The sequence below is a fragment of the Flavitalea plasmicola genome (assembly GCF_030546645.1).
In the GTDB taxonomy this organism is placed as follows: domain Bacteria; phylum Bacteroidota; class Bacteroidia; order Chitinophagales; family Chitinophagaceae; genus Puia.
On sequence record NZ_JAUOTO010000007.1, the window covers coordinates 247938 to 270328 of the forward strand.

A 22391-nucleotide genomic window follows, 5' to 3' on the forward strand; every position below is an offset into this window, starting at 1 on the left:
CAAAGTGGAAAACTGCAACTCTAGCAAGGAATTTGCAGTAGAAGCCCATAGCTAAACGCCATAAATACTTATGAAGCAACTACTCGTTTTGACCCTTTCCCTGATCACAGTAACGACTGCCATGGGCCAGCTGAAAGCAAAAGTAAAATGCCCCGACCTTTATGTGGATGTGCTGAACGGCACCGTGAATGACCAGAAGCCCAACTATGGATGGGCGGAGATAAAAGGCAGGATCCCCTGCTTTACCAGCGCGGTAGATGAATCATCGCCGGAGGCCAAATGCGGCCCCGCCATATTTTACAAGGATAAGGACGTCTCCTTCTACACAAAAAGACATTACATAGAGATCAGCGCCAAATTCGTGGGCAAATGCAGCATTCCCCTCCTGGGCTCCAAAAGAGGCAGTCTTTTCAAAACCCTGGGCAACCCCAGGATGAAGGATGATCTGTGGGAGGCCTACGACATGCAATACGGCACGCTGATACTGCACTACAATGTCGCCGGGGCGGCCGGCAAGGTGATAAAATTCCAGATGACCACCGAAAGCACGGAAACCATCCAGCTCTGCGAATAAGCAGCGCGCTTAGCACTACCCTTTATGGTTCCCTGTTTCTTTTGGTCCACTCGCCGATCAACGGAAAAGCCAGGTGAAACCAGCTGGTATAATGCGCGGGGTGCACAGCCAGATCCGCCTTGATCGCTTCCGGCGAAACAAACCGGTATTCACTTACCTCTTCAGGGTTAGGATGAACTTCCAGGTCATAATATCCCACGAACACATGATCGAACTCATGTTCCGTAAGCCCATTGTCAAAGGTGGATTTATAGGTGAAGTCGAATACCTTCTCTAATGCTGTTGTAAAGCCCAGCTCCTCCGAAAGCCTGCGACGGGCAGCCTGGCAGGTGTCTTCTCCCGGTCGGGGATGGCTGCAGCACGCATTGGTCCAGAGCCCCGCGCTGTGATACTTTCCCGGCGACCTGCGCTGTAAAAGCATTTCCTTTTTTGAGTTGAAGATAAAAACGCTAAAAGCCCTGTGAAGCAGGGCTTTTCGATGAGCTTCCATTTTTTCCATTACTCCCAGGGGCTCGTCAAGCTCGTTTACCAGGATCACTTCTTCCAGCATAGTACCCGGGCAATTAGACATTAGAATCGCTGAATTTGCGATTTCAATAATTTACGGGCAAAGTGAATGCGGCTCTTGATGGTGCCCAGCGGCTCCTGTAACATATCCGCGATCTCGTGGTATTTAAATCCGTCGAAATACAGCAGGAAAGGATTACGGAATATCTCCGGCAGCTTGTGGATCGCCGTCTGGATATCTTTCACCCGCAGATTGCTCTCCACCGCCCCGGGCACTGCCAGCTGGGCGGAGTTTAACAGGAAATCATTGGGCGTACTATCAAAAATGGTATTCTGTTTGGCTTTACGGCGGTAATTGTTGATGAAGATATTCCGCATGATCGTATATAGCCAGGCCTTTATATTGGTGCCGACATTATATTTATCCTTATTAGCTAAGGCCCGGAATAAGGTCTCCTGGAATAAGTCCTTGGCCGCCTCGGAATCACGGGTCAAAGTGATGGCAAAGGGCTTCAAAAACTCCGCATTATTGACCAAAAGTTGGTTGAATTCTACTGTGGCCATGTTATAAAATTGTTTAATAAAGTTCTACCCAAATTTAAACACAAAACGGATGCAGGACAATAATTCGTGTCCAATGGTTTAGTTAAAAAAACAACTGCCGAAAGATCAATGATTTATTTCCCACCCTTTCTGTGTGCATTGGTTACTGCGAATAATATGCAAAAACAAGGCCTCTTCGGCGAGATCGCCGGTAAGGAAAAAAAAGACTGCCAAATAAGGGGAAAGGCTGACGAAAGAGGTAAAAAGGCGGGAAATCGAGGAAAAAAGCGCTGACAGACCTGCAGACAGCCTCTGCCACATTGAAGATCAAAGCGTAGCGATAAACTCCTGTACTTCCGGAAGGCTCCGCTTGCAATGGATCCCGGCCGGTATTGGGCGAAGATGGTTCCTGGCCAGCTGACCGGAGATCACCAGGGGGATATCCGGGATACACTGCCTGACCTGGGAAAGGAATTTCTCGAGGTTGAAACTGCCGGTAATACCCGTGAGATGTGTATACAGGTAATCGGGGCGCTTGTGTTTACTGACGAACGTCACGTCCTTCAGGGGCATATCCGCCCCCAGGTAAAGCACCCCAGCCCCGTGGGTCCGCAGCAGGTAATGTACATACAGCAACCCCAGCTCGTGGTGCTCACCCTCCGGGAGAAAGAGCAGCACCGTCCGGGACGCCTGCCGGAATGGCACAGCTTTTTCTATGCCTACGATCAGCTTCTGACGAATGATATTGGATACCAGGTGCTCCTGGGCAGGATGGACATGATTGGTAAGCCACAGCAGGCCGATGCGGTGCAAAAAGGGGAAGATGATCTGGGAAATGGTCCGGTTGATCCCATGGCCAAGGACGTAGCCATCCAATAACCGCTCGAATGACACAGTGTCCAGGTCGATCATATGAGCGATCAGCTCATTCACCAGTTTCTCCTGGAGCGCTTCGGCATCGGAAAGTGAAAAGATCCTGTTCTTCAGCTCCTGCTCGCTCATCTTGTTGATCTGCGAGATCTTGTAGCCATATTTGTTCAGCAACGAAATATGCAGCACCCTCTTCAGCTCCTCGCTGCAATAATAACGGATATTGGTCTCCGTACGACAGGGCTTCAGAAAAGAATACCGCTGCTCCCATATCCGGATCGTATGCGCTTTGATGCCGGATAGATTTTCCAGATCCTTTATCGTAAAAACGTTCATACCCTGTTATTACAAGAGAAGCGGCAAGCTTGTTTATGCTTTGAAGGGCAATATATGAACTTTTTGGAATTGGCTAAAAGGTGTAATTCCGGATCATTCCGGTGTCGAGCAGCTTCTTCACCGCATCTTCAATGCGGGCGCTACGGAGGTTTTCCAGGTGCTTTTGGTGGTGCAGATCAGTCCCCAGCAGGTCGACATATTTCTTTTTGATCAGGTATTGGGCTAATTCCTGGGAGCCTTTGCCATAATAGCCCTTGAGTGACAATAAATTAAGCTGAAAAAGACAGCCGGCATCCTTCAGCTGGTCATACCAGCTCTTGTTAGCCCCGAAATACAGATACCGCTCCGGATGGGCCAGGACAGGCTGGTAACCCTTCAGCTGAATATGGAACAGGGTATCCTTTAGATTAATGGCCGGAACAGCAAATGACAGCTCCACCAGCACCATTTTGTCCTTCAAGGTCAGCAGGGGCTGATCCGTCTCCAGCAGATCAGTGAAATGTTCATCCATCAGGTATTCCGCCGCAGCCCGGAACTCCAGGGTCATATCCTGGCGGCGAAGCTCTGCCTGCACCGCCTGGAACCCTTCCCCGATGGTAGCAGGCGTATTCGGATAATAGTCCGACAGCACATGCGGGGTAGTGATCAGCTTATGATAGCCGAGATCGACCAGCCCTCTTATCAGCTGGAGTGAATCCTCCATATCCTTCGCCCCGTCATCGATGCCGGGGATCAAATGGGAATGCATGTCGCAGCCGATCCCGCTGAAGTCCGGGATATAAGCGCCGGATCTTTTAAAAAATGTAAACACTGATCATGATTGAATTTTAGCGTTCTCTGAAAATCTCTCCTCAGGGATTATCCCTCTTAAAATCCTCGTATACCTTCCGGATGCCATCCTCCAGGCTGATGGAGGCCTTCCAACCCAGCTTATGCAATTTGTTCACATCCATCAATTTCCGGGGCGTTCCGTCCGGCTTGGAAAGATCGTGCTTTACCTCCCCTTCATAACCTACGATCCTTTTGATCAGCTGGGCCAGCTCACCGATCTCCAGGTCCTCTCCCGTGCCTATGTTCACAAATCCCGGTTCATTATATTGCTGCATCAGGAAATAACACGCGTCCGCCAGATCGTCCGCATGAAGGAACTCCCGGCGCGGCTTGCCCGTGCCCCACAGTACGACCGAAGGCTCCCCCATCTTCTTTGCTTCATGGAATTTACGGATAAGTGCGGGAAGAACATGAGAATTGTTCAGATCGTAATTGTCATTGGGCCCATAGAGATTCGTAGGCATCACCGAAATGAAATTACAGCCGTACTGCGACCGGTAGGCGTCAGCCATCTTGATGCCGGCGATCTTGGCGATGGCATACGGCTCATTGGTCGGCTCCAGCTCCCCGGTGAGCAGCGAATCCTCTTTCAACGGCTGAGGCGCCAGCTTGGGGTAGATACAGGATGACCCCAAAAACATCAGTTTTTTTACGCCTGCCCGGTAAGCCGCATCGATGATGTTATTTTGGATCATCAGGTTGTCATACAGGAATTCGGCCCGGTACGTATTATTCGCGAGAATACCTCCCACCTTTGCCGCAGCCAGGAAAACATGGTCCGGGCGCTCTTTTTCGAAAAAAGCATGCACGGCCGCCTGGTTCCGCAGATCCAGCTCTTTGGAGGTCCTTTCCACAAAGTTCGAGAACCCTTCCTTCTTCAATTTCCGGGTGATGGCCGAGCCAACCATTCCACGATGGCCGGCTACATAGATCTTATCGTTTTGTTGCATATTGTTATCCTCTTCTGGCTCCTAAATTTAATTGGCGTCGAAAATAAAATGATTCAAACAGTTTATAACTTATAAAACTGACAGGAATAAGTACGACAAGGACAAGCAATATTGTTAAGAACACCCCGGCAGCATTCTGGGGCATATATTTTCCAAAGTGGGTAAAAATGATCTCCAGCATGAAATTGTGCCAAAGATAAAAACTGTAAGAGATCCGGCCAAGACCGGCGAAATACCTGTTCCCCCAGATCCGGGACAAGGTATTGTTTTCAAGACAGGAATAGATCATACAAGCAAAGCCCATTGTCATCAGCAATGGACCGATGCTCTGAAAGATAAAGCCTGCCGAATGCATTCTGGCTACAAACCCCGAGTAAAAGAACAATTTTCCCGTATAAGCGATCACAAACCCGGCAAATATGCTCCACCAATTGGAGAAAAAAGGCACCTTTTTCTGCGTGGCGAAAAAGTACCCCATCAATATTCCCCAGCCAAAGTGCCCGATATTGCAAAATATAGTGTACCACCACGCGTCTCCCGGCATAAAGATTCCTTTATAATGCAATAGGTTCAGGAATAGATGGATGCCAAAAAGCAAGCCAACTGTTCGCAGGATGCCTATCCTGTTGATCTGGACAAAGATCAGGGGCAACAACAGGTAAAAATGCCATTCTACCGCCAATGACCAGAATATTCCTTCGATCTCCGCATTGGGAATATGGTTCTGCAGGAAAATAAAATTGAAGAAAAGCCTGTACGGCAGATTATGCGGGAACCATGCGTAATGGGCCAATGCAAATATCGTACAGGCTACATAAAATGCCGGCGCTATCCGCAGCCATCTTTTTTTCCAGAAAGCTATTGCCGTCTGGAAATTATACGTCTCTTGTTTGGAAAGGACCAGGTAGAAGCAAAAGCCGCTTATCACGAAGAACAGATGCACGCCGGACCCCCATAAATTGAGGATCTGCATGACATCGATACCGCCTACCTTGAATGCCGGAGTATTGAAAGCGCTCCAGGTGTGAGCATACAATACTCCCATGGCGGCAATAATTCGCCACCCATCGATACTGCCGATTCTTTTATTCATATTGATTTTTGATGTTAAACCCGGACTCTTTTAATATCTTTTCCTTCCGGAACAGCTGTACATCCGAATTCACCATCTCCTTCACCAGCATGGGAAGATCATACTTTGGCTTCCAGCCCAGCTTTTGATGCGCCTTCGTGGGATCGCCGATCAGCAGGTCCACTTCCGTGGGGCGGTAATAACGCGCATCCACGGCTACCACTTCTTTGCCCACTTCTACGATGAAGTCAGGATTGGTGCTGGCGACGACGATGCCCACTTCTTTTTCTTCCTTGCCCTTGAATTCCACTTCGATCCCCACTTCGGCAAAAGCCATCCGCACAAATTCACGCACAGGCGTTGTCACGCCGGTGGCAATGACAAAATCCTCCGGCTCCGGCTGCTGAAGTATGCGCCACATGGCCTCCACATAGTCCTTTGCATGCCCCCAGTCACGACGGGCATCCAGGTTACCCAGATATATCTTATCCTGCAGCCCCAGGGCGATCTTGGCTACTCCGCGGGTGATCTTACGGGTGACGAAGGTTTCACCGCGCAGGGGCGATTCGTGGTTGAAAAGGATCCCATTGGTCGCATACATTTTATACGCTTCCCTGTAGTTCACCGTGATCCAGTAACCATAGAGCTTGGCCACTGCATAGGGGCTCCTTGGATAAAAAGGAGTGGTCTCGCTTTGCGGCACCGCCTGTACCAGTCCGTATAATTCCGAAGTGGACGCCTGGTAGATCTTCGTCTTTTTCGTAAGACCCAGCAGCCGTACTGCCTCCAGTATCCGCAATGTTCCGATGCCATCGGCATTGGCCGTATATTCCGGTGTCTCGAAGCTCACGTGCACATGGCTCATCGCCGCCAGGTTATATATCTCGTCCGGCTGCGTCTCCTGGATGATGCGGATCAGGTTCGTGCTGTCCGTCAAGTCGCCGTAATGAAGATGAAAGTGGACATTTTTTTCATGTGGGTCCTGGTAAAGATGATCGATCCTGTCCGTATTGAAAAGAGAGGACCTTCTCTTGATGCCATGTACGATATACCCTTTTTTTAAAAGCAGCTCGCTCAGGTAGGCTCCATCCTGTCCGGTGACGCCCGTAATTAACGCGACTTTTGCCATAATTTACTTGATTATATATTGGTGAATCTTTCTTAACGGTTTGATATAAAGCGTGAAAAAATACGGTTCTAATTCATTCAATTTCCAGGCCAATCTATCTTCCTTATTCGCACGGAGCCTGTTGCCCAGTGACGCATTGCTCATTCCGCCGGCCCGCATCTTCACGATCACCCGGGGAATATAGTGTGCGGAGAAATCGTGTTTAAGCAATACCCTGAGCATCAACTCATAGTCGGCGGCGCTCCGGAGACTTAGATTAAAATACCCCGCCCGGTCATACACTTCCTTCCGGACAAAAAAAGTAGGGTGGGGAGGCATCCAGCCGAAATAAAAATTTCTTTTCCTGTATGCTCCCGAATGCCAGGTCCGGAGGACCTTGTCCGGGTTGTCGGCATGCACATATTGCAGGTCGGCATACACCGTCATCACTTTCGGGTCCAGGAAGGCCTTCGCCACTTCGGACAGCACCTCCGGATCAGTATACATATCGTCGGAGTTCAGTATACCCACCACATCGCCCGTAGCCATGCCGATACCCTTATTCATGGCGTCATAGATCCCCTTGTCCTTCTCGGAGATGATCTTCGCCACATGCGAAAATTGTGAAACGATCTCCAGCGTCTTGTCCGTGGACCTGCCATCTACTATAATGTGCTCCACATCAGCATACCGTTGCCTCCGGATACAGGTAAGCGTGTCGCTGACCGTGGCGGCGCTGTTGAACGTGGCGGTGATGATAGATATTTTCACAGTATAGTCCTCGTTTTGATCGCAGTGGCGGGGTTTCCCTTATAAATAGTATAAGGGTCCAGGTCGCCACCCGACACTGAATTGGCCGTTAAGATACTATGGCTCCGGCAGGTAGTTCCCCCCAGCACGGTAGCCCTGGCGCAGATCCACACCCCATCCTCCAGGGTAATGGGCGCCGTCAGGAAATCGAATGTTTCTTTCCTGTGGTCGTGGCTGCCTGTCAATAGCAGGCATCCCTGCGACAGCGCTACATGGTTTCCAATCACCACATCCGATAAATTGTCGATCCACACGCCCTCCCCGATCCATGAATGATCGCCGATCCGCAGCTTCCAGGGGAACTTTATATTCACGGAAGGCTTGATCACCACACCCGCGCCGACCTTTGCGCCAAACAAGCGCAGCAGGGCCCTTTTGGCAGACGAGAGGACAACCAACGGATTTTTGAAGAACAGTATATTCACGAAATACCAGCTCACCTGCCGGAAGCGGGAAGCCCCGATCCGGATCGTTGTCCGGTATATGGCCAGGTTCACCTGTTTGCTTGCTTCCATGTCATAATGTTTTCTATGGCCCAGGCAATCGCCTCATAAGAAAAGCGAAGAACGTGGTGTCTGGAAGCTGTTTTCATGCGCCCCAGCAAGACCCTGTCTGCAAGGAGGCCCTCTACCCATTCCCGGCCTTTTTCCGGATCTTCCGATCCAACGATCAGTCCATTCCGTCCTTCATCCACCAGGTCAACAGCACCGCCCACTTTGTCGGACAGCAATAAGGCGCATCCGCTGGCCATGGCCTCATTGGCGCCCAGGCCCCAGGTCTCGCCCGGTCCCCTGGAAGGTAGCACAAAGATATCGCCCATACGGTATATGACGGGCATTTGCTGCTGGTTTTGAAAATCCAGGAACAGGATCCTTGCATCGGCGCCCGCGGCCTGCTTTAGCTCCTCTTCCAAAACGCCATTTCCGACGATGAGCACCTTCAACCGGGGATCGCTTATCCGCCGGGCCAGCTCCAGGAGAAAGAAGGGGTTCTTCTTTGGCTCCAGCTTTCCTGCAAAAAGCAGCACAAGGTCATCTTCCTTTATCCCAAGCTGCAACCGCTTGTCGGCCGCCTGCCGGCTATAGACATCGTCCGGCACGGCGAATCGATGATTGTCTATTGCGTGCGGCGCATAAACCAATTCCTTTTCCTTCAGGCCATGGGCCAGGAAATATTGCTTATTGTTCGTTCCCACATACAGGGCATGATCCACGTGGCTGTACACCCATCGGAGCAGCAACCGCCTGATCCGCCGCCGGATGCCCGGGACCTCGTCCAGCAGGGTAGAGTCGCCCCTGAATATTACAGGCACCTTGCCATGAAAATGCCGCATACAGCGGAGATGGCTGTGGAAGCTCCAGCCGAATACCAATACAGCATCAGCCTGCCATGATGCGATCTCCTTAGGCAGGGTCGGATTCACCAGGCCGCCAAAATGATGGCTGCCGGGATCCTTAGCCGTATTCTTTACAAAAGTATATGCATATCCTTCCAGCAAGGGAATGTCCCATTCGATCTTCTTCCCGAAATCAGGATCGTATTTTGCCCCCTGCCCGGACTGTTCCCAGGTGTAAAAAACCCTGATCTCCACCTTTCCGCGAGCCGCCAGTAGTTGGAACAAAGGCGCATTATATTGAATGGGATGACTGGTGACAATTGCTAGCTTTTTCATCAACTTCCAGGCTGTCGGCTAAATAATTTTAGATAATCCTTTTGCAGGGTCGACTGGGCGATCAGTTCCTGCACGAATGTAAACGTAGACTGGCTCCATCTGTTGTATTCCTCCTGTCCAAATCCTGCGGCTTCTTCAATGGCCTGCCTGAACAGGTCCGGTTGATCCAGCGGCAGGTCCCATCCCGCACGGGCTGCTGCCAGGTTCCGCCAGGGCGTCTGGTCGCTGATCAGCACGGGCCTTCCGAGGGAAAGGGACTCGAAGATGGCGTGTCCGAAATTCTCACCCATGGTAGGCAGGACGAAGATATGATGCGCATTGGTAAGGACAGGTAGCTCCTGGTTGGGTATTTCGCCGGCATACGACACGGCGATATTACCCGGCAGCTGGTGGATCAGCTGATCGCATACTTCCCAATAGCTCTTATCCTCCAGGCTGCCGACAATGGTCAGCCGGACCCTGCCCCTCACATCTTTCAGTACTTTAAGCAGGAAATCCAGGTTCTTAATGGGATGGATCCGGCCAACAAAGATCATGGAAAGCTCGCCGGCCAGTTTTTCCACAGGCCGCAGCGTTTCCGGCGGCGCAGCAGGAAAATTGGAGATCAGGGACACCCTGGCCTTGCGGCCGAAATGCAGCTGCACATCCTGTAACTCGGTGGTGTCCGATGCATGAAAGGACAGCGGACGGTACAACCCGGTCCAGCGGAATAACTTCAGGAACACCTGTTTCTTCAACGGTTTGAACCGTAAGGCGCTTGCCCTTAACATTCCTCTCGGCGAAAGGACGATATTGCCTTTCAGGCCGTGGAGCTGCGCTATCAGCAGGGGATAGATCGTGAAGGGCGTAGAGAACATGCTGTTGAGATAAATAAAATCAGGCTGCAGATCCTTCAGCTGTTGCTTTATATTTCCCCAGGTCAGCTTTGCGGGGGAGCAGTAATAGATCTGAACATGGGGATGAGCGGCACCCGACCAGACGTCAGTCCTGATCCCCTCATAAGGGGCCGTAGAGCCCAGGTCCCTGTCGGTGGTAAAAACATAGAGCAGGTAATCTTCCCGCATATACCGGACAAAGTTCACACAGCTCCGGATCGGTCCGCCTGCTTTAAAGCCGGGCTCGTACCAATCCGCAAATACCAATATCTTTCTGCGCTGATCTATGTTCATGAATGGATGGCTCTTAAAAATCTCGCCGGGTTACCGGCATAAATACCGGGAACATCGATGTCCCTGGTGACCACGGCGCCCGCACCGATGACGACATCGCTGCAGATGGTCACCGGCATGATCGTGGCATTGGAGCCAATGGACACCCTGTCCCCTATAAAAGTGGGCTTCCACTTTTCCCTATCTCCCGCAGGTCCGCCCGTCGAAAAGGTATCGTTGACGAACATCACGCCATGCCCGATAAAACAGGACTGTCCGATGGTGACGCCTTCACAGATGAAGCTATGGGATTGGATACGGCTCCGGCTGCCGATCCGGACGTTCGCCTGCACTTCCACAAACGGTCCGATGAACGCGTGGTCCTCTATCGTACAGCGATAAAGATTCACGGGCTCCACGATGGTGACATCTTCGCCAAACTGCACTTCCACGATGCCGATATGGAGGATCTTCGGTGTCATTTTGCCGCCTGGTATATCTTTTCGATGATCTCTACTGTTTTTAAGCCTTCGCTACCTCCAAAGAGATTAGGCGCCCCGTTTGTCAGCACGTCGACGACATGGCCATACATCTTGTCATGATTGGACATGGATCCCTGGTAGTCGCCATAGGAATTTGCAGGATTACCTGCCGGAAGATCCACCCGCTCTTCTCCTTCGATAGACAGGTACTCCAGTGTATTGAGATATTGCCCGCCGATCTTTACGGTTCCTTTTTCGCCAACGATCACTAACGAGCCTTCCATATTCTTCCTGTGGCTGTTGATGGTGAAGTGAAGGGAAGCAAGCGCGCTGCTGTCAAAGCGCAACGAGGAGACCACCGTATCTTCGAAATCGACGCAACCCTGGTGTGAGAAATTATCAGAAAAGCCAACGGCTTCCCTCACATCTCCGATCAGCCAGTACAGCAGATCGACGAAATGACTGAATTGTGTATATAAAATGCCGCCGTCCAGCTCGCGGGTGCCATGCCAGGAGTCCCGGTAATAGGCGCCTTCCCTGTTCCAGCAGCAGTTGACCTGTACGCTGTAAACGCGCCCCAGCCGCCCTTCGTCCAGCATTTTCTTCACAGCGACCACCGGTGGGTTGAACCTGTTCTGCTTTACAACGAAAAGGGTTTTACCAGCCTTTTCGGCCGCCCCGATCATTTGCCGGCAGTCATTAGAGCTGAGGGCCATTGGCTTTTCACATAGTACGTGAAAGCCTGCCTCCAATGCCAGGATAGTATGTGCCGCATGCAAACCATTAGGGGTACAGATGGCGACGACATTCAGGTCTTGTTCGGCATCCAGCAGGTCTTCAATCCGGGTATAATGACATGCACCATACCTTTCCCCAATCCGGGCCGATCGTTCCTCCACCACATCGCATACGGCCTTCAGCCTGCCGAAAGCAGCAGCCTGCCGGGCATGCCGGCTGCCGATGGCGCCGCATCCTATGACGGCGAAGTTCAGCATGAGACACCATTCTTTTCCAGCCAGTATTCCAACACGATGAACAGCCAAAGCTCGCTCCACCGGGTACTTTTGTCTCCGGAAAGAAAACGCTTCCAGTACTGCAGGAGCTGATCGGCATCTATGAATGACCGTTCCGCCATATTGCGGATATGTTTGTCTCCAAAGGATCGCAGCTCATTCCGGAGCCAGGTGTCCCAGGGGAAGAGAAAGCCTTGTTTTTTACGATGGACGATCTCGTCCGGCAGCAGGGGATGGAGGGATTCTACCAGCAGGCTCTTGGGGTACGTGGGTTTCTTCAGCTCGTCAGGTACGGCCAGGACAAATTCCACCAGGTCCTGGTCGAAAAATGGCTCCCGCACTTCCAGGGAGACCGCCATGCTCATCTGATCCGTATCCTTTAATAAGGTATGCTGGGTATAGCCCATGTATTCCGCTGCAGACACCTGGCTCAGCAGGGGCAGCTGCTGCAGCTCCTCTTTATGTGAAACAAGAAAGGTTGCAAGACTTGTCGGCGCTGTGAACGCCTCGTCGCGCGTCAGCCGGCGCATCAACTCCGGGGTAATTATCTGCCGGAAGACCGGATATGCCTTGTCGATGCTACCGCTTTCCTGGCGCAGCAGCTGCTGCATCCGTTGTTTCCTCGAGCCGGCCGGCTGACCGATGGTCGCCAGGTTCCGGATAAAACGCGGCAGCTTCCACAGCCAGTCTTTCTGCCGCAGCTGCAGATATTGGGAAAAATATGGATAGCCGGCGAACAGCTCGTCCCCCCCTACGCCCGACAACGCCACCGTCATGCCTTTCTGCCGGATGACTTTGGAAACAACATAAGTATTGACCCCATCCCCGCTGGGTGTATCCATGGCATCCAGCGCATGCTGTAGCTCGTCGAGGAAGCTTTCCGGCTTTAATAATATACGTGTATGATTCGTGTTGAATTTAGCGGCCACCATCTCCGCATAGGCGGATTCATCAAATTCTTTTTCAGAAAAATAAATATTGAAGGTATTGGGTTTGTCATCCCCGGCTTCCGCCATCAGCCCTACCACCGCACTGGAGTCGATGCCGCCGGACAGAAAAGCGCCTACCGGCACATCGCTCACCAGCCTTCTCTTCACCGATTGCAGCATCAGCGCTCTTATCTTCTCCTGGACTTTTTTGCGGTTGCCGAAATCAAAATCCACGGGATTACCCGTCACTTTCCAGTAGACCCGGGTAGTTGTCCGGCCCTCTTTGATCCGCATCCAGCTGCCCGCTTCCAATTGCCGTATACCGGCGATCATCGAATGCGGGAAGGAGACGGATTGATAGCTGAAAAAATCGGCCATCGCCGCAGGGTCAGCTTTTCGTGGCACGGCGCCCGAAGCCAGTATGGCGCGCGTCTCGGATGCAAAAAGGAACTTTTCGCTATCGAGGAAATAATAAAAAGGCTTCACGCCCAGCCTGTCCCGGGCGACAAACATTTCCTTTTCCTGGTGATCCCAGATGGCAAAGGCAAACATGCCACGGAAATGCTGCAGACAGTCGGCCCCCCATTTGGCATACGCGGCGATCAGCACCTCCGTGTCCCCCGTGGTCCGGAAAGCGTATTCAGGAAGTTTCGCCCTTACTTCCTGGTAATTGTACATTTCCCCGTTGAAGACCATGGTATATCGCCCCGAATTGTCCGCGAAAGGCTGGTTCGCGGCAGTAGAGAGATCGATGATGGACAGACGCCGGTGACCAAGCCCCAGCTCATAACCATCGTAGAAGCCATCCGCATCGGGCCCCCTATGGGCCATGCCATCCGTCATCCGGCGGATGACAGCTTTGTCCACGGGCTTATTGGAAAAATACAAAACACCTGCAATGCCACACATTATAAAAAAGTTTTAGACGGGTCCTGATTTACCTTCCTGCAAGGCGCGATAGCAGGCAAGGTATTGTTTCGAGATGCTAACGACATCAAAGCGTTCCGCATTGTGCAGCCCCGCAGCTACTATTTGATCCCTGCAGGCCGGGTCGCCGATGACTTTCAGCACGCCGGCCCTGATCGACTCCACCGAGAAAGGATCTACCAGGACAGCGCCTTCTCCCGCGACCTCTTTCATGGGACTCAGGTCACTGGTGATGACAGGCCTCCCCGTTTTCTGCGCTTCCACGATCGGCAGGCCAAAGCCTTCATAGAGGGAAGGGAAAAGGACCAGGTCGGCCGCGGCATATTCTTCCGCCATCTGCTCGTCTGTCAGGCGGCTGCCGGTACTGAACGCAATGCGATGCTGCTCCAGCAGCCCCAGCACCTCTGCGTTGATCTGTCCGATGATCCTCAGCCGGCATGGTATGCCTGCCAGGGCGGAGATCGTTCTTTCCAGGTTCTTATTGGGGGTGGTGCCTACGAATAATATGATGGGTTGATCTGCCCTGAAAGCCGTAGGCCGGTGGCAAATGCCTTCCCGGATAGGGTTGGGGATGACCCTGATCTTGTCCGGGCTGCAACCCGTATGCCGCACAATATCCTGTTTTGTCGCCTCCGAGATGGTGGTGATCAGCCGGCAATGCCGCACAGGCCAGTCCAGGAAGAGTTTCTTCAGCAGCCATTTCTTGAGCCCGCTGGCCTGGCGCATGAACACGCAATCGTGGATGGTCAGCAGGACCTTCCGGCTTGGAAAACCCAACGCGGCATAATGGATATCGCCGGTGACATGGTAAATATCCATCCCCTTATCGCCGAAACCTTGCCATACAGTCCGGAAGTTCTTCAGGGAAAGGCCGCTGTCGGGCGCATAATATTTTGCAATTTCCAGTCCCTGCCGCCGCAGCTCTTCTTCAATACTGAAAAAGACGCGCTCGATACTGAAAAAGATGGGGTTCGTCTTTCGGAAAAGAAAAGCAACTCTCATAAGTTAAGACCCGTCACTTTTCTGAATACATAAATAAAGGCGATCATAAAAAATACCCCGGTTACCAGGGAGCTGAAGGTGGTCAGCACATCCGTTTCCACCACCACGGCATAAAAATACAGGAAGGGTATCCAGCACAGGATGGAAGGCTTCTTCTCGCTCCATTTGAGCAGGTAGGTCAGCAGGGCATTGAAGAACAGCCCGTAAAAGAACATGAATATAATGCCGCCCGTCCGGCCAAAATTGGCATAGGCTTCGCCAATTGGTCCGATATTCATACTGTAGCCCACCAGGTTATAGCCCCAGAATCTTTTCAGATTGTACTTCCCTCCTGATTCAGGTTTGTCGGGCCAAAAAACGCGGGGTATAAAAGCTGCTGCAATGGAGACGCCGATGGTCTCACCATTGGCATAAGGGAAACGCCGGGGCACGCGGTCCATGGTTACCCCCACCAGCCAGCCCTGGTTCATACGTACCGCCGTAGCAAATAATTTCTTTTTTTCGAACATCATGGACGGGGCCATTAACCGGTCTCCCATCACTTCGAGGAAATAGGACGCGCTGGCCCCTTGCTTCCAGGAATAAGCCCGGTAGACCGTTTTAACGTTCTGCATGAGGAATACGAAAAAAAAGGCCAAAAGGCAAATGGTCAGCTTAGTAAAGAAATGCATCTGTTTCAGGAACAGTGCGATCAATATGTAGAACAGCGCCATACTATACACCAGCTCCCCGAACAGGCCCGTCTTAATGGAAGCCAGAAGCGTTAGCCCTATCACCCCGCCCAGGATAAGCCCTTTCCGCTTGTTCTCCGAAAAGAAGATATAGAATACGCCGACAAATGACATGTGCTCCAGGAGATATATCACGCGGCCAATGGAAGCGGGCAAGATATAGCGCAACACCCCGGAAACAAGACTGACCCCGATAAGGATATAGCCTATTTTATCTTTCCCCCTGAAAAAGCGCCGGACCCTTTCCTTATATTCTTCCGAATTAGCATTTATCTGCAATTTCGCCAGCCGCAGCTTGTATCCAATCGTCATAGCAAGCGTTCCGGGAAAAACAAAGGAAAAATAGTCCTCCGAAGTGATGGGCATGTACTTGTAAAAGATCCGGGCCGTATAGTCGTCCTTCGTATAATTGTGATAAAAGATCACGGGCATCACCAGCCAGGTGAAGCTGGCCAGAATGATGGCAATATCCAGCACCACCACCTTTCTGCCCAGATTGCCCAGAAAACTGAAAAGATTATATATCAGCAAGGCCACAGAAGCCCCTTCATAAAAGGTCAAATGGGTGGACATGCCGATATAGGCGGCAATAATGACGGCAGAAATTAAGTATAGAAAAAAATCTCTCAATGTTTCTTGGAATATTATTTCACCACGCAACAGTCAGCAGGCCCTCTCTGAGCCTTTGTACGGAAGCCGTGTCCCTGAAATCAACTTTACCTTCAAATATGTGTTCATTCACATCTGCAGGACGCAGTTCCCCCTGCCAGTCGCCTGCCGGCCGCACGATAGCCGCATCCGATAGAAAGGCGCCCCAATAGCTGAAAGTGCTGCTTTGAGAAAGAACGATCATCTTACTCTTGCTCATCAACAGGATGTCCAGTATATCCGGCTTGTCCTCCGACATCACAACACCTGGCAACGAAAGCACGTCCTTTATTTCTTCAGGGGCCGCATCCGTAAAGATGGTGGCTGGCAGCTCCTTGCCGGCCACTTCCCTTGCCAGCAGGATGGCATTGATAAAAAAAGAATCAGGTGTGATAGGATTACCCAGTTTAAAATCCCCCCGCCGGATATGAAGGGCGATGACTGGCGCCTGGTAACGTTCCAGTTGCCCCCGCATGGTCGGATGCAATTGGTCGAAGATCGCCTTTTTCACCAGGTCCCGGTGAGCCCGGAAAGGCCCGAAAAGGTCTTTGCCGGGAGATACCTGGTCGAATACATAGAGCGCATCGTTCTTGTTCGCATCAGCCATTTTCTCGACAGACGGCTCTACTATGATCTGCGCTTTCCTTTTCTGCCACCGGGTCTTTATTTTTTCTGCCAGGCTGCTCTCCCTGAAATATCCCCAATAAGTCCTTTTCTTTCTTTCCCAACGCAGCCAGGCGCCCCATTGGACCTTTCCCCACGAAGACGCCACCAGGGGCAGTTCATTGAGATGGGCGAAAAGATAGCCCCTGGTCCAGGTCAGCATCATGTTGCCAAGGCCCGTCCGGGGAAATTGAACATATACCTTGCCCTTCGCCATTTAACCCCTATTTTTCAACGGTAAAAAGATGGCATCGCACCAAAGCATAAATCGCTCGTTGTAATAAGGATCATAGATCCCTTCCAGGTAATAATCGAATTGTTTCAGATAGTTGGCGATATCATACAGCATGGGTTGATCCTTGTACTGTGGTTTAAAATACGCTTCGGTATAGATGAGCCCGATCTTCTGCGCACGTAACATGGCTTCGCCCCCTTTCAAAATAGAGAGCTCTGTTCCCTGTGTATCCAGCTTCAGGACATCGATATGATCCAATCCCTTGTCCGCACAGTATTTGTCGAGGGTAAGGGTCCGCACTTTTTGGACCCCTACGTTTGCGCAGAGCTTATCCGAACTGGCGCCAATGGTGATCGACTCCAGCAGCGAGTTGGTGTCATTGTTGACATTGAGAAAGAAATCAGCTTCTCCTTCCTTCTCGGACAGGGCCAGCTCATGCAGATGGATCTTTTCCTTCTCCGGGTTTTGCAGCCAGAAAGCTTCCCGGAACGCCGTAAACGGCTCGAAAGCATGGATGGTAGCCGAAGGGAACATTTCCCTGTATTGCCGGGTCACCAGTCCCCGGTTCGCACCCACATCAAATACGACGCGGGCTGTTTTTCCAAAGATCCCGGCCTGCGCCTGCATGGCGTCCCTGTTCACTGCGCTCTTCTCCAGTTTCTTTAAATAGCCAATGCCGTGGATCTCGGCGTGAAAGGGTCTCAGGAACTTATTCAATAGGTTCTTCATGCAACGGTGATCTTGTTTAATAATTGGGCCAGCTGCCCGGTGACGGATTTCGCTGAGAACTGGTCGAACAACAGGTAGTTAACGCGGGCGGGTGAAAAATGCTGCTGAAAGGTAATATACTCCTGGAATATCCTGGGAAAAATACCGGAAATACTATCGACGCCCTCCTCTCCCTCGAAGGGCAGGACAAGGCCTGCCCCGGTGTTTCGAAGTACCTCGCAGGCCGTACTTTGTGCATGCAATACGGCCAGCACGGGCTTTTGGCTAAGTACCGCCTGGTAAACCTTGGAGGGTGTGTAGTGGGGCTCCGTGCTACCCAGGATAAAGACCCCCGAGGCTGCGTCCAGGTGGATCAGCACATCCAGGTAAGGTATTCGTGCCGGGTATTCGAAGATTACTTTCTCCCATAGGCCGTACTTTTCCGCCATGGGTCGTATATTATATCCTTCCGGATCATTAGGCGTCTTCCCGGTACCAATAAAATGGATCTCCAGATCGGCAAAAACCGAAGGAGCTTTTGCCATGGCCTGCATAATCGCTTCCAGGGGCCGGTAGGCCTTGGGCAGCATGGCGCCGGCATAGACCAGCTGTATCTTCCCTTTTGATTGCTGAAAGAGATAAGGACCCGTATGCAGCTCCTTCACTTTCAAATGGTCGGCCGCCTCTCCCCCATAGGGCATGGCGCCGAACAGACAGGTGGGGGCAAGCTCCGGGTTCCTTTCCTGCACACCTTTATAATAACCTTCCGCTACGCCGGTGATCAGGGAAGCTTTCTTTATAGCAATGGGCTCCAGGATACTGGCCAGCTTCCAGCTAAGCCAATGCCGGGAAAATAATTTCTCGCTGCCGGGGAAACGATGGACCCAGGGATCGATATAATCGATGCCATATTTGACGCCGGTGGAAGCATGCAGCCACCTGCCCAGCAGCGCGACATAAAAAGAAGGGATCGGGATGTATAAAAAGTCGATCGCCTGCTCCTTTATAATATGCCTGGCTCTTTTGTACAGCTGCCGGAATGCACGCAAACCCAGGTCGCCGATGAGCCTTGGCCGGGTAACGGGGAAGGCGCTGACCTTCTCTATCTGCAATCCTTCCGGCAACAGCCGGCTGAGCTGATGATCCAGCTTTTCTTCATAATATTTTTCATCCACGGCCAGGATCACGGGTTCCCATCCAAATTCCGGCAAATGCTGTGCAAAAAGCCTGGAGCGATGCACAGCCGCCAGGTTGGAAGGAGGGAAATGAGGGGATATGATGAGAATTTTTTTCAAGACAGGTGAAGCCTAAGGTGGTTTAATAATTTTTCGGACTCATTTTCCCAGTTGAAGACTTCGTCGGCAGCATGGCCTGCAGCCATTTTTGCCTTCGCCAGTTCATAGGGGTGAGCGATATAGTACTGCATTGCAGTTGCCAGATCATCCGCATTGTTCATACGGCACAGGCGACCCGCCCCGGGAAATTGGCTGAGCACGTCCCTTTGTCCATAGGTATCCGTTGCTATAATAGCCAGTCCCGACATTAAATAAGATAATATTTTATTGGTGACACAGATATCCCTGTTGATCGATACAGATGATTCCAAAGCAAGGCCTACATCAAAATTAGCCCCGTCTGCCACGATCTCTTCGGCAAGTATCGGCTCATGAAAAAAAACCATCCCGGACTGCATTTTTGTACCCATCCGCGCGAGTAACACATCCTTGTACCCTGCATCATTAAATGTCCCGCGAAGATGCAATTCCATGGGAGAGGATATCCTGGATGCAGCCTCCATCAGCTCTTCCAGGCCCCGGTCAGGCCCGATGACCTGAGAATACCAGTAGAATCTCACCGGCTCGTGCTCAATAGCCGTCCGGTGCCAGGCAGGGAAGGTATTCAGGATGGTGACAGGAGGTTTTATACCGTATTTCTTTACATACGCTTCGCCAATGCCTTTGGAGGCAGCCGTCAGGTAGGTACAATGTGGAAGGTATTTTTTTTCCAGGTAGGTAATGATCCGATCGGAGCCCTTCTGGCTCATACCCGTGTGAAAGTCTTCGGCATCAAAGCCGAACAGGGCCTGATTGCTCCTCGCGGCGGCAAACCCTATACCCAGGGCCTCGGCATGGTGTGCGATGTATATGTCAGCTTGCTGCTCCTTCGCCAGTAACAGTAATTCGTCATAGGCCTTTTCAACGGCCCGCTCGGCGATCCCAAAATGCAAGGTCAATCGGGATAGCTTATGGAAAAGCTTTTGCTTCAACGATAGGTATAGCCACCTTTTTTTCTCATCCGGCCGGGTCTTTCTGAAATTCACCGTTTTCAGGGTCCATTTCCTGGCACGCATCATTTCCTCATCAAACTTGCTTTGCAGTTCATGGTTATTGATCGTCACCACCACCACATCATATCCGTTGCTGTAAAAAGTGTCCGCTTCCTTCAGGACCCTTGGGTTATAGCTGATATGCCTGGTGGTAACGATACAGATCTTTTTCATAGAACTCCTACCTCATTATAGATCTCAAGGTACCGTCGGGCTACTTCATCAAAAAGCACCGGCGGATTCACGCCCGATTTGAGGGCAGGCAAAAGTTGAGGTTCGTCCAGCAGTCGTTGTAGCTGGGCCTGAAGACTATCGAGAGATTTAAACGTGAAGAGAAGTCCATTCTTGTCATGCCTGATCAATTCCGCATTTCCGTATACTTCACTCGCCAACACCGGAATGCCCGCTCCAAAGGCCTCCTGGATCACCAGCGGCGACATTTCGGAGAAAGCTGAAGGCAGACAAAGCATATCATGCTGGCCCACCGTGCTTAACAGGTCTTCCCTGGAAAGCAATCCACGCCAGTGAATATTTTTCCTGCCAGCGGACAGTTGGTGGCATTTGTCAATATAAGCCTGGTCCCCTTTCCCATAAATGCTTAGTTCGATCTTGCCCTCGGGCAGCTTGCCGATAGCATTCAGCAACAGTTCCACCCCTTTCAGTGGGTGAAGCCTTCCGATAAAGATCAGCTTTATAGAACCAGTAAAATTGAAAGCGAGACGTGGCGCCGTATGGCCCGGCTCACCGGCAAAGGATAGAGCAGGTGGCACATAGGTAGTTTTCTCTTCCGGGAAGCCGTTGGCGATCATTATTTTCTGGAACCATCTGGCGTACAGTACCACCTTGTTACAATTCACTGCCAACTGATCCAGTTTCTTTTGAATGTCCGCTATGCGGTTGGCGCCTGCAAGCCCTGTCCCTAACGAACTGTTCCAATATCCCGTATCGATCCCTGTTTTTTGCAGCACGCCGCTTAATGCCCCCATTACGTTGGCCACCGTATTGCTGTGGCCCTGGTGTACGAGATGACAGGAAGCGCAGCGCACCGGCCTGATAATGCCGTCGCAGATCTTTTTCTCTTTATAGATCAGCGTCTCCGTGGCGCAGACATGGCCAGGCAGGTGCATTGTATATATCACCGGGATCCCCAGTGCTTTTACCTCCGCAATATGCTGAACCGTGATCCCGATGCCCGCATATATACCATGAAAATGCACACAGGAGGGTCGGGCGCCCCGGATATATTCACGGAAAGCTTTGATCCCTTCTGGCAGGGCAAGCCCGGAAATATGTAGTCTCGTTTGCTTCGTTGGCTCTGCATACTTGATCACCCGGATACCATCGTAGACATATTCAGCATTCTGGTCCTGGCCGAAACCGGGTATGACCACTTCCGTATCGATGCCCTGCGCAAGCAGGAATTTGCAGATGGACCAGCAGTAGACCTCCGTTCCGGCTACATGCTCGGGCAGAAAGCCGGGTATGACATGAACGATCTTCATTCGACAGGTTATTTTTTCAGGATGTCATAAGGTTGGCCATTCTTCATCCCCATCACTGCCAAAGTAGTCCTACGGATAAAATAGACGGGATAATTATGCTGTTTTAACCATTTTTTAAAAAAATGTTTGACGCCAAATAGATGAGCATCATGCCAGAGGATGACGCCGCCTTCCGGCTTTATCAATTGCAGGGCATTCTTTGTATCACTTGCAGCATATTCTTCACTGTGGGCGCCATCGATGAAAACTGCATCCATCTTTCCAGCGTAAGGCGTGAAATCGAATTTAGCGGAGTCCCCCCACACCTGCTGGATCAGCTTTTCCTGCGGCGTATTCAGGAATCTTTCCCCGCTGACGACTTTTGTAGCCAGCTCGACATCGATATGTCCTGTCTGCAGGCTTACTGTGTCCGATTCCGGCGGTAAATTAAGCGTGTATACTTTCCCTTCTCCTCCTGAAAGATTCATGGCGATAGCCCGGGTTGTCCGGCCGTCAAAAGTTCCTATTTCGAATACCGTATTACATTTGTTGTCTTTGATGATCCCTGCTACACTAATCAGCTCGAATTCGGTCGTGTTATGCTGCCGGGCTTTCAGCGGCGCCACGGTGATCTGCAGATCGTCATGCTGAAGGATCTCGGAAAGCTCTACGCTCCTGTCGCCCGAAAAAGGATAAATAAGCGCATCATAGCTTTGTGAAAGGCGATGGCGGGCAGGGCGGGAAAAAGGGTATTGGAGAAGATTCCCCGCAAATACGAAAAAGTTGGAAACCGTATACCTGAAAAGCGTCTGAATAGAAGACATT

At 51.3% G+C, this 22391-nt stretch carries 23 protein-coding genes; 1 reads left to right on the forward strand and 22 read right to left on the reverse strand.

Annotated features, from left to right (window positions below; all coding sequences use genetic code 11):
- Nucleotides 1-70: 70 nt before the first annotated feature.
- Nucleotides 71-574 (forward strand): hypothetical protein, encoded by a 504-nt coding sequence (locus Q4E93_RS26215; protein ID WP_303590427.1) that lies wholly within the window; start codon nucleotides 71-73, stop codon nucleotides 572-574.
- Between the two features lie 22 nt (nucleotides 575-596).
- On the opposite strand, the gene idi is transcribed toward Q4E93_RS26215, so the two are convergent.
- The 22 genes from idi to Q4E93_RS26325 all read right to left on the reverse strand — a co-directional run bounded on the left by idi (nucleotide 597) and on the right by Q4E93_RS26325 (nucleotide 22390).
- Entirely contained in the window at nucleotides 597-1145 is a 549-nt protein-coding gene (gene idi, locus Q4E93_RS26220; RefSeq protein ID WP_303590429.1) for an isopentenyl-diphosphate Delta-isomerase, read from the reverse strand.
- Nucleotides 1145-1645 (reverse strand): RNA polymerase sigma factor, encoded by a 501-nt coding sequence (locus Q4E93_RS26225; RefSeq protein WP_303590431.1) that lies wholly within the window; start codon nucleotides 1643-1645, stop codon nucleotides 1145-1147. The genes idi and Q4E93_RS26225 overlap by 1 nt, the downstream gene beginning before the upstream one ends.
- 306 nt (nucleotides 1646-1951) lie before the next feature.
- The gene (locus Q4E93_RS26230; RefSeq protein WP_303590433.1) at nucleotides 1952-2830 is read right to left on the reverse strand and encodes a MerR family transcriptional regulator; all 879 of its coding nucleotides are present in this window, start codon (nucleotides 2828-2830) and stop codon (nucleotides 1952-1954) included.
- Nucleotides 2831-2903: 73 nt separating this feature from the next.
- A complete protein-coding gene (locus Q4E93_RS26235; RefSeq protein ID WP_303590434.1) occupies nucleotides 2904-3641 on the reverse strand; it encodes a tyrosine-protein phosphatase in 738 nt (245 codons plus the stop codon).
- A 40-nt stretch (nucleotides 3642-3681) separates the two neighbouring features.
- On the reverse strand, nucleotides 3682-4611 hold the full coding sequence (gene fcl, locus Q4E93_RS26240; RefSeq protein WP_303590435.1) for a GDP-L-fucose synthase: 930 nt from the start codon (nucleotides 4609-4611) through the stop codon (nucleotides 3682-3684).
- Between the two features lie 4 nt (nucleotides 4612-4615).
- Nucleotides 4616-5704, reverse strand: coding sequence for an acyltransferase family protein (locus Q4E93_RS26245; RefSeq protein ID WP_303590437.1), 1089 nt, complete (start codon nucleotides 5702-5704; stop codon nucleotides 4616-4618).
- Complete coding sequence (gene gmd, locus Q4E93_RS26250; protein WP_303590439.1) at nucleotides 5697-6812, reverse strand: GDP-mannose 4,6-dehydratase; 1116 nt, start codon at nucleotides 6810-6812, stop codon at nucleotides 5697-5699. Before gmd ends, Q4E93_RS26245 begins: the two co-directional genes overlap by 8 nt.
- Before the next feature lie 3 nt (nucleotides 6813-6815).
- Complete coding sequence (locus tag Q4E93_RS26255) at nucleotides 6816-7562, reverse strand: glycosyltransferase family 2 protein (protein ID WP_303590440.1); 747 nt, start codon at nucleotides 7560-7562, stop codon at nucleotides 6816-6818.
- Nucleotides 7559-8116: a WcaF family extracellular polysaccharide biosynthesis acetyltransferase gene (locus Q4E93_RS26260; protein ID WP_303590442.1), complete on the reverse strand. Its 558-nt coding sequence runs from the start codon at nucleotides 8114-8116 to the stop codon at nucleotides 7559-7561. Before Q4E93_RS26260 ends, Q4E93_RS26255 begins: the two co-directional genes overlap by 4 nt.
- Nucleotides 8095-9273: a glycosyltransferase family 4 protein gene (locus Q4E93_RS26265; protein WP_303590444.1), complete on the reverse strand. Its 1179-nt coding sequence runs from the start codon at nucleotides 9271-9273 to the stop codon at nucleotides 8095-8097. The genes Q4E93_RS26260 and Q4E93_RS26265 overlap by 22 nt, the downstream gene beginning before the upstream one ends.
- Nucleotides 9273-10442: a glycosyltransferase gene (locus Q4E93_RS26270; protein WP_303590446.1), complete on the reverse strand. Its 1170-nt coding sequence runs from the start codon at nucleotides 10440-10442 to the stop codon at nucleotides 9273-9275. The genes Q4E93_RS26265 and Q4E93_RS26270 overlap by 1 nt, the downstream gene beginning before the upstream one ends.
- Complete coding sequence (locus tag Q4E93_RS26275; RefSeq protein WP_303590448.1) at nucleotides 10439-10903, reverse strand: acyltransferase; 465 nt, start codon at nucleotides 10901-10903, stop codon at nucleotides 10439-10441. The genes Q4E93_RS26270 and Q4E93_RS26275 overlap by 4 nt, the downstream gene beginning before the upstream one ends.
- On the reverse strand, nucleotides 10900-11898 hold the full coding sequence (locus Q4E93_RS26280; protein WP_303590450.1) for a Gfo/Idh/MocA family protein: 999 nt from the start codon (nucleotides 11896-11898) through the stop codon (nucleotides 10900-10902). The genes Q4E93_RS26275 and Q4E93_RS26280 overlap by 4 nt, the downstream gene beginning before the upstream one ends.
- A complete protein-coding gene (gene asnB / locus Q4E93_RS26285; protein ID WP_303590452.1) occupies nucleotides 11892-13754 on the reverse strand; it encodes an asparagine synthase (glutamine-hydrolyzing) in 1863 nt (620 codons plus the stop codon). Before asnB ends, Q4E93_RS26280 begins: the two co-directional genes overlap by 7 nt.
- Before the next feature lie 12 nt (nucleotides 13755-13766).
- Complete coding sequence (locus tag Q4E93_RS26290) at nucleotides 13767-14774, reverse strand: glycosyltransferase family 4 protein (protein ID WP_303590454.1); 1008 nt, start codon at nucleotides 14772-14774, stop codon at nucleotides 13767-13769.
- The gene (locus Q4E93_RS26295) at nucleotides 14771-16135 is read right to left on the reverse strand and encodes a hypothetical protein (protein WP_303590455.1); all 1365 of its coding nucleotides are present in this window, start codon (nucleotides 16133-16135) and stop codon (nucleotides 14771-14773) included. Before Q4E93_RS26295 ends, Q4E93_RS26290 begins: the two co-directional genes overlap by 4 nt.
- A gap of 19 nt (nucleotides 16136-16154) precedes the next feature.
- Nucleotides 16155-17033, reverse strand: coding sequence for an O-fucosyltransferase family protein (locus Q4E93_RS26300; protein WP_303590457.1), 879 nt, complete (start codon nucleotides 17031-17033; stop codon nucleotides 16155-16157).
- On the reverse strand, nucleotides 17034-17780 hold the full coding sequence (locus tag Q4E93_RS26305; RefSeq protein WP_303590459.1) for an FkbM family methyltransferase: 747 nt from the start codon (nucleotides 17778-17780) through the stop codon (nucleotides 17034-17036).
- Nucleotides 17777-19054 carry a glycosyltransferase family protein gene (locus Q4E93_RS26310; protein ID WP_303590461.1) on the reverse strand — a complete coding sequence of 426 codons (1278 nt, stop codon included), beginning with the start codon at nucleotides 19052-19054 and terminating at the stop codon, nucleotides 17777-17779. The genes Q4E93_RS26305 and Q4E93_RS26310 overlap by 4 nt, the downstream gene beginning before the upstream one ends.
- Nucleotides 19051-20259: a glycosyltransferase family protein gene (locus tag Q4E93_RS26315; protein ID WP_303590463.1), complete on the reverse strand. Its 1209-nt coding sequence runs from the start codon at nucleotides 20257-20259 to the stop codon at nucleotides 19051-19053. Before Q4E93_RS26315 ends, Q4E93_RS26310 begins: the two co-directional genes overlap by 4 nt.
- A complete protein-coding gene (locus Q4E93_RS26320) occupies nucleotides 20256-21587 on the reverse strand; it encodes a glycosyltransferase (protein WP_303590465.1) in 1332 nt (443 codons plus the stop codon). Before Q4E93_RS26320 ends, Q4E93_RS26315 begins: the two co-directional genes overlap by 4 nt.
- An 8-nt stretch (nucleotides 21588-21595) precedes the next feature.
- Nucleotides 21596-22390 (reverse strand): class I SAM-dependent methyltransferase, encoded by a 795-nt coding sequence (locus Q4E93_RS26325; protein ID WP_303590466.1) that lies wholly within the window; start codon nucleotides 22388-22390, stop codon nucleotides 21596-21598.
- Nucleotide 22391 lies beyond the last annotated feature (1 nt).

Bases quoted from the DNA above. Each gene is read 5' to 3' on its own strand.
- Q4E93_RS26215 (WP_303590427.1), top strand. From the start codon at position 71: ATGAAGCAACTACTCGTTTTGACCCTTTCCCTGATCACAGTAACGACT.
- idi (WP_303590429.1), bottom strand. From the start codon at position 1,145: ATGTCTAATTGCCCGGGTACTATGCTGGAAGAAGTGATCCTGGTAAAC.
- Q4E93_RS26225 (WP_303590431.1), bottom strand. From the start codon at position 1,645: ATGGCCACAGTAGAATTCAACCAACTTTTGGTCAATAATGCGGAGTTT.
- Q4E93_RS26230 (WP_303590433.1), bottom strand. From the start codon at position 2,830: ATGAACGTTTTTACGATAAAGGATCTGGAAAATCTATCCGGCATCAAA.
- fcl (WP_303590435.1), bottom strand. From the start codon at position 4,611: ATGCAACAAAACGATAAGATCTATGTAGCCGGCCATCGTGGAATGGTT.
- Q4E93_RS26245 (WP_303590437.1), bottom strand. From the start codon at position 5,704: ATGAATAAAAGAATCGGCAGTATCGATGGGTGGCGAATTATTGCCGCC.
- gmd (WP_303590439.1), bottom strand. From the start codon at position 6,812: ATGGCAAAAGTCGCGTTAATTACGGGCGTCACCGGACAGGATGGAGCC.
- Q4E93_RS26260 (WP_303590442.1), bottom strand. From the start codon at position 8,116: ATGGAAGCAAGCAAACAGGTGAACCTGGCCATATACCGGACAACGATC.
- Q4E93_RS26265 (WP_303590444.1), bottom strand. From the start codon at position 9,273: ATGAAAAAGCTAGCAATTGTCACCAGTCATCCCATTCAATATAATGCG.
- Q4E93_RS26270 (WP_303590446.1), bottom strand. From the start codon at position 10,442: ATGAACATAGATCAGCGCAGAAAGATATTGGTATTTGCGGATTGGTAC.
- Q4E93_RS26275 (WP_303590448.1), bottom strand. From the start codon at position 10,903: ATGACACCGAAGATCCTCCATATCGGCATCGTGGAAGTGCAGTTTGGC.
- Q4E93_RS26280 (WP_303590450.1), bottom strand. From the start codon at position 11,898: ATGCTGAACTTCGCCGTCATAGGATGCGGCGCCATCGGCAGCCGGCAT.
- asnB (WP_303590452.1), bottom strand. From the start codon at position 13,754: ATGTGTGGCATTGCAGGTGTTTTGTATTTTTCCAATAAGCCCGTGGAC.
- Q4E93_RS26290 (WP_303590454.1), bottom strand. From the start codon at position 14,774: ATGAGAGTTGCTTTTCTTTTCCGAAAGACGAACCCCATCTTTTTCAGT.
- Q4E93_RS26300 (WP_303590457.1), bottom strand. From the start codon at position 17,033: ATGGCGAAGGGCAAGGTATATGTTCAATTTCCCCGGACGGGCCTTGGC.
- Q4E93_RS26305 (WP_303590459.1), bottom strand. From the start codon at position 17,780: ATGAAGAACCTATTGAATAAGTTCCTGAGACCCTTTCACGCCGAGATC.
- Q4E93_RS26315 (WP_303590463.1), bottom strand. From the start codon at position 20,259: ATGAAAAAGATCTGTATCGTTACCACCAGGCATATCAGCTATAACCCA.
- Q4E93_RS26320 (WP_303590465.1), bottom strand. From the start codon at position 21,587: ATGAAGATCGTTCATGTCATACCCGGCTTTCTGCCCGAGCATGTAGCC.
- Q4E93_RS26325 (WP_303590466.1), bottom strand. From the start codon at position 22,390: ATGTCTTCTATTCAGACGCTTTTCAGGTATACGGTTTCCAACTTTTTC.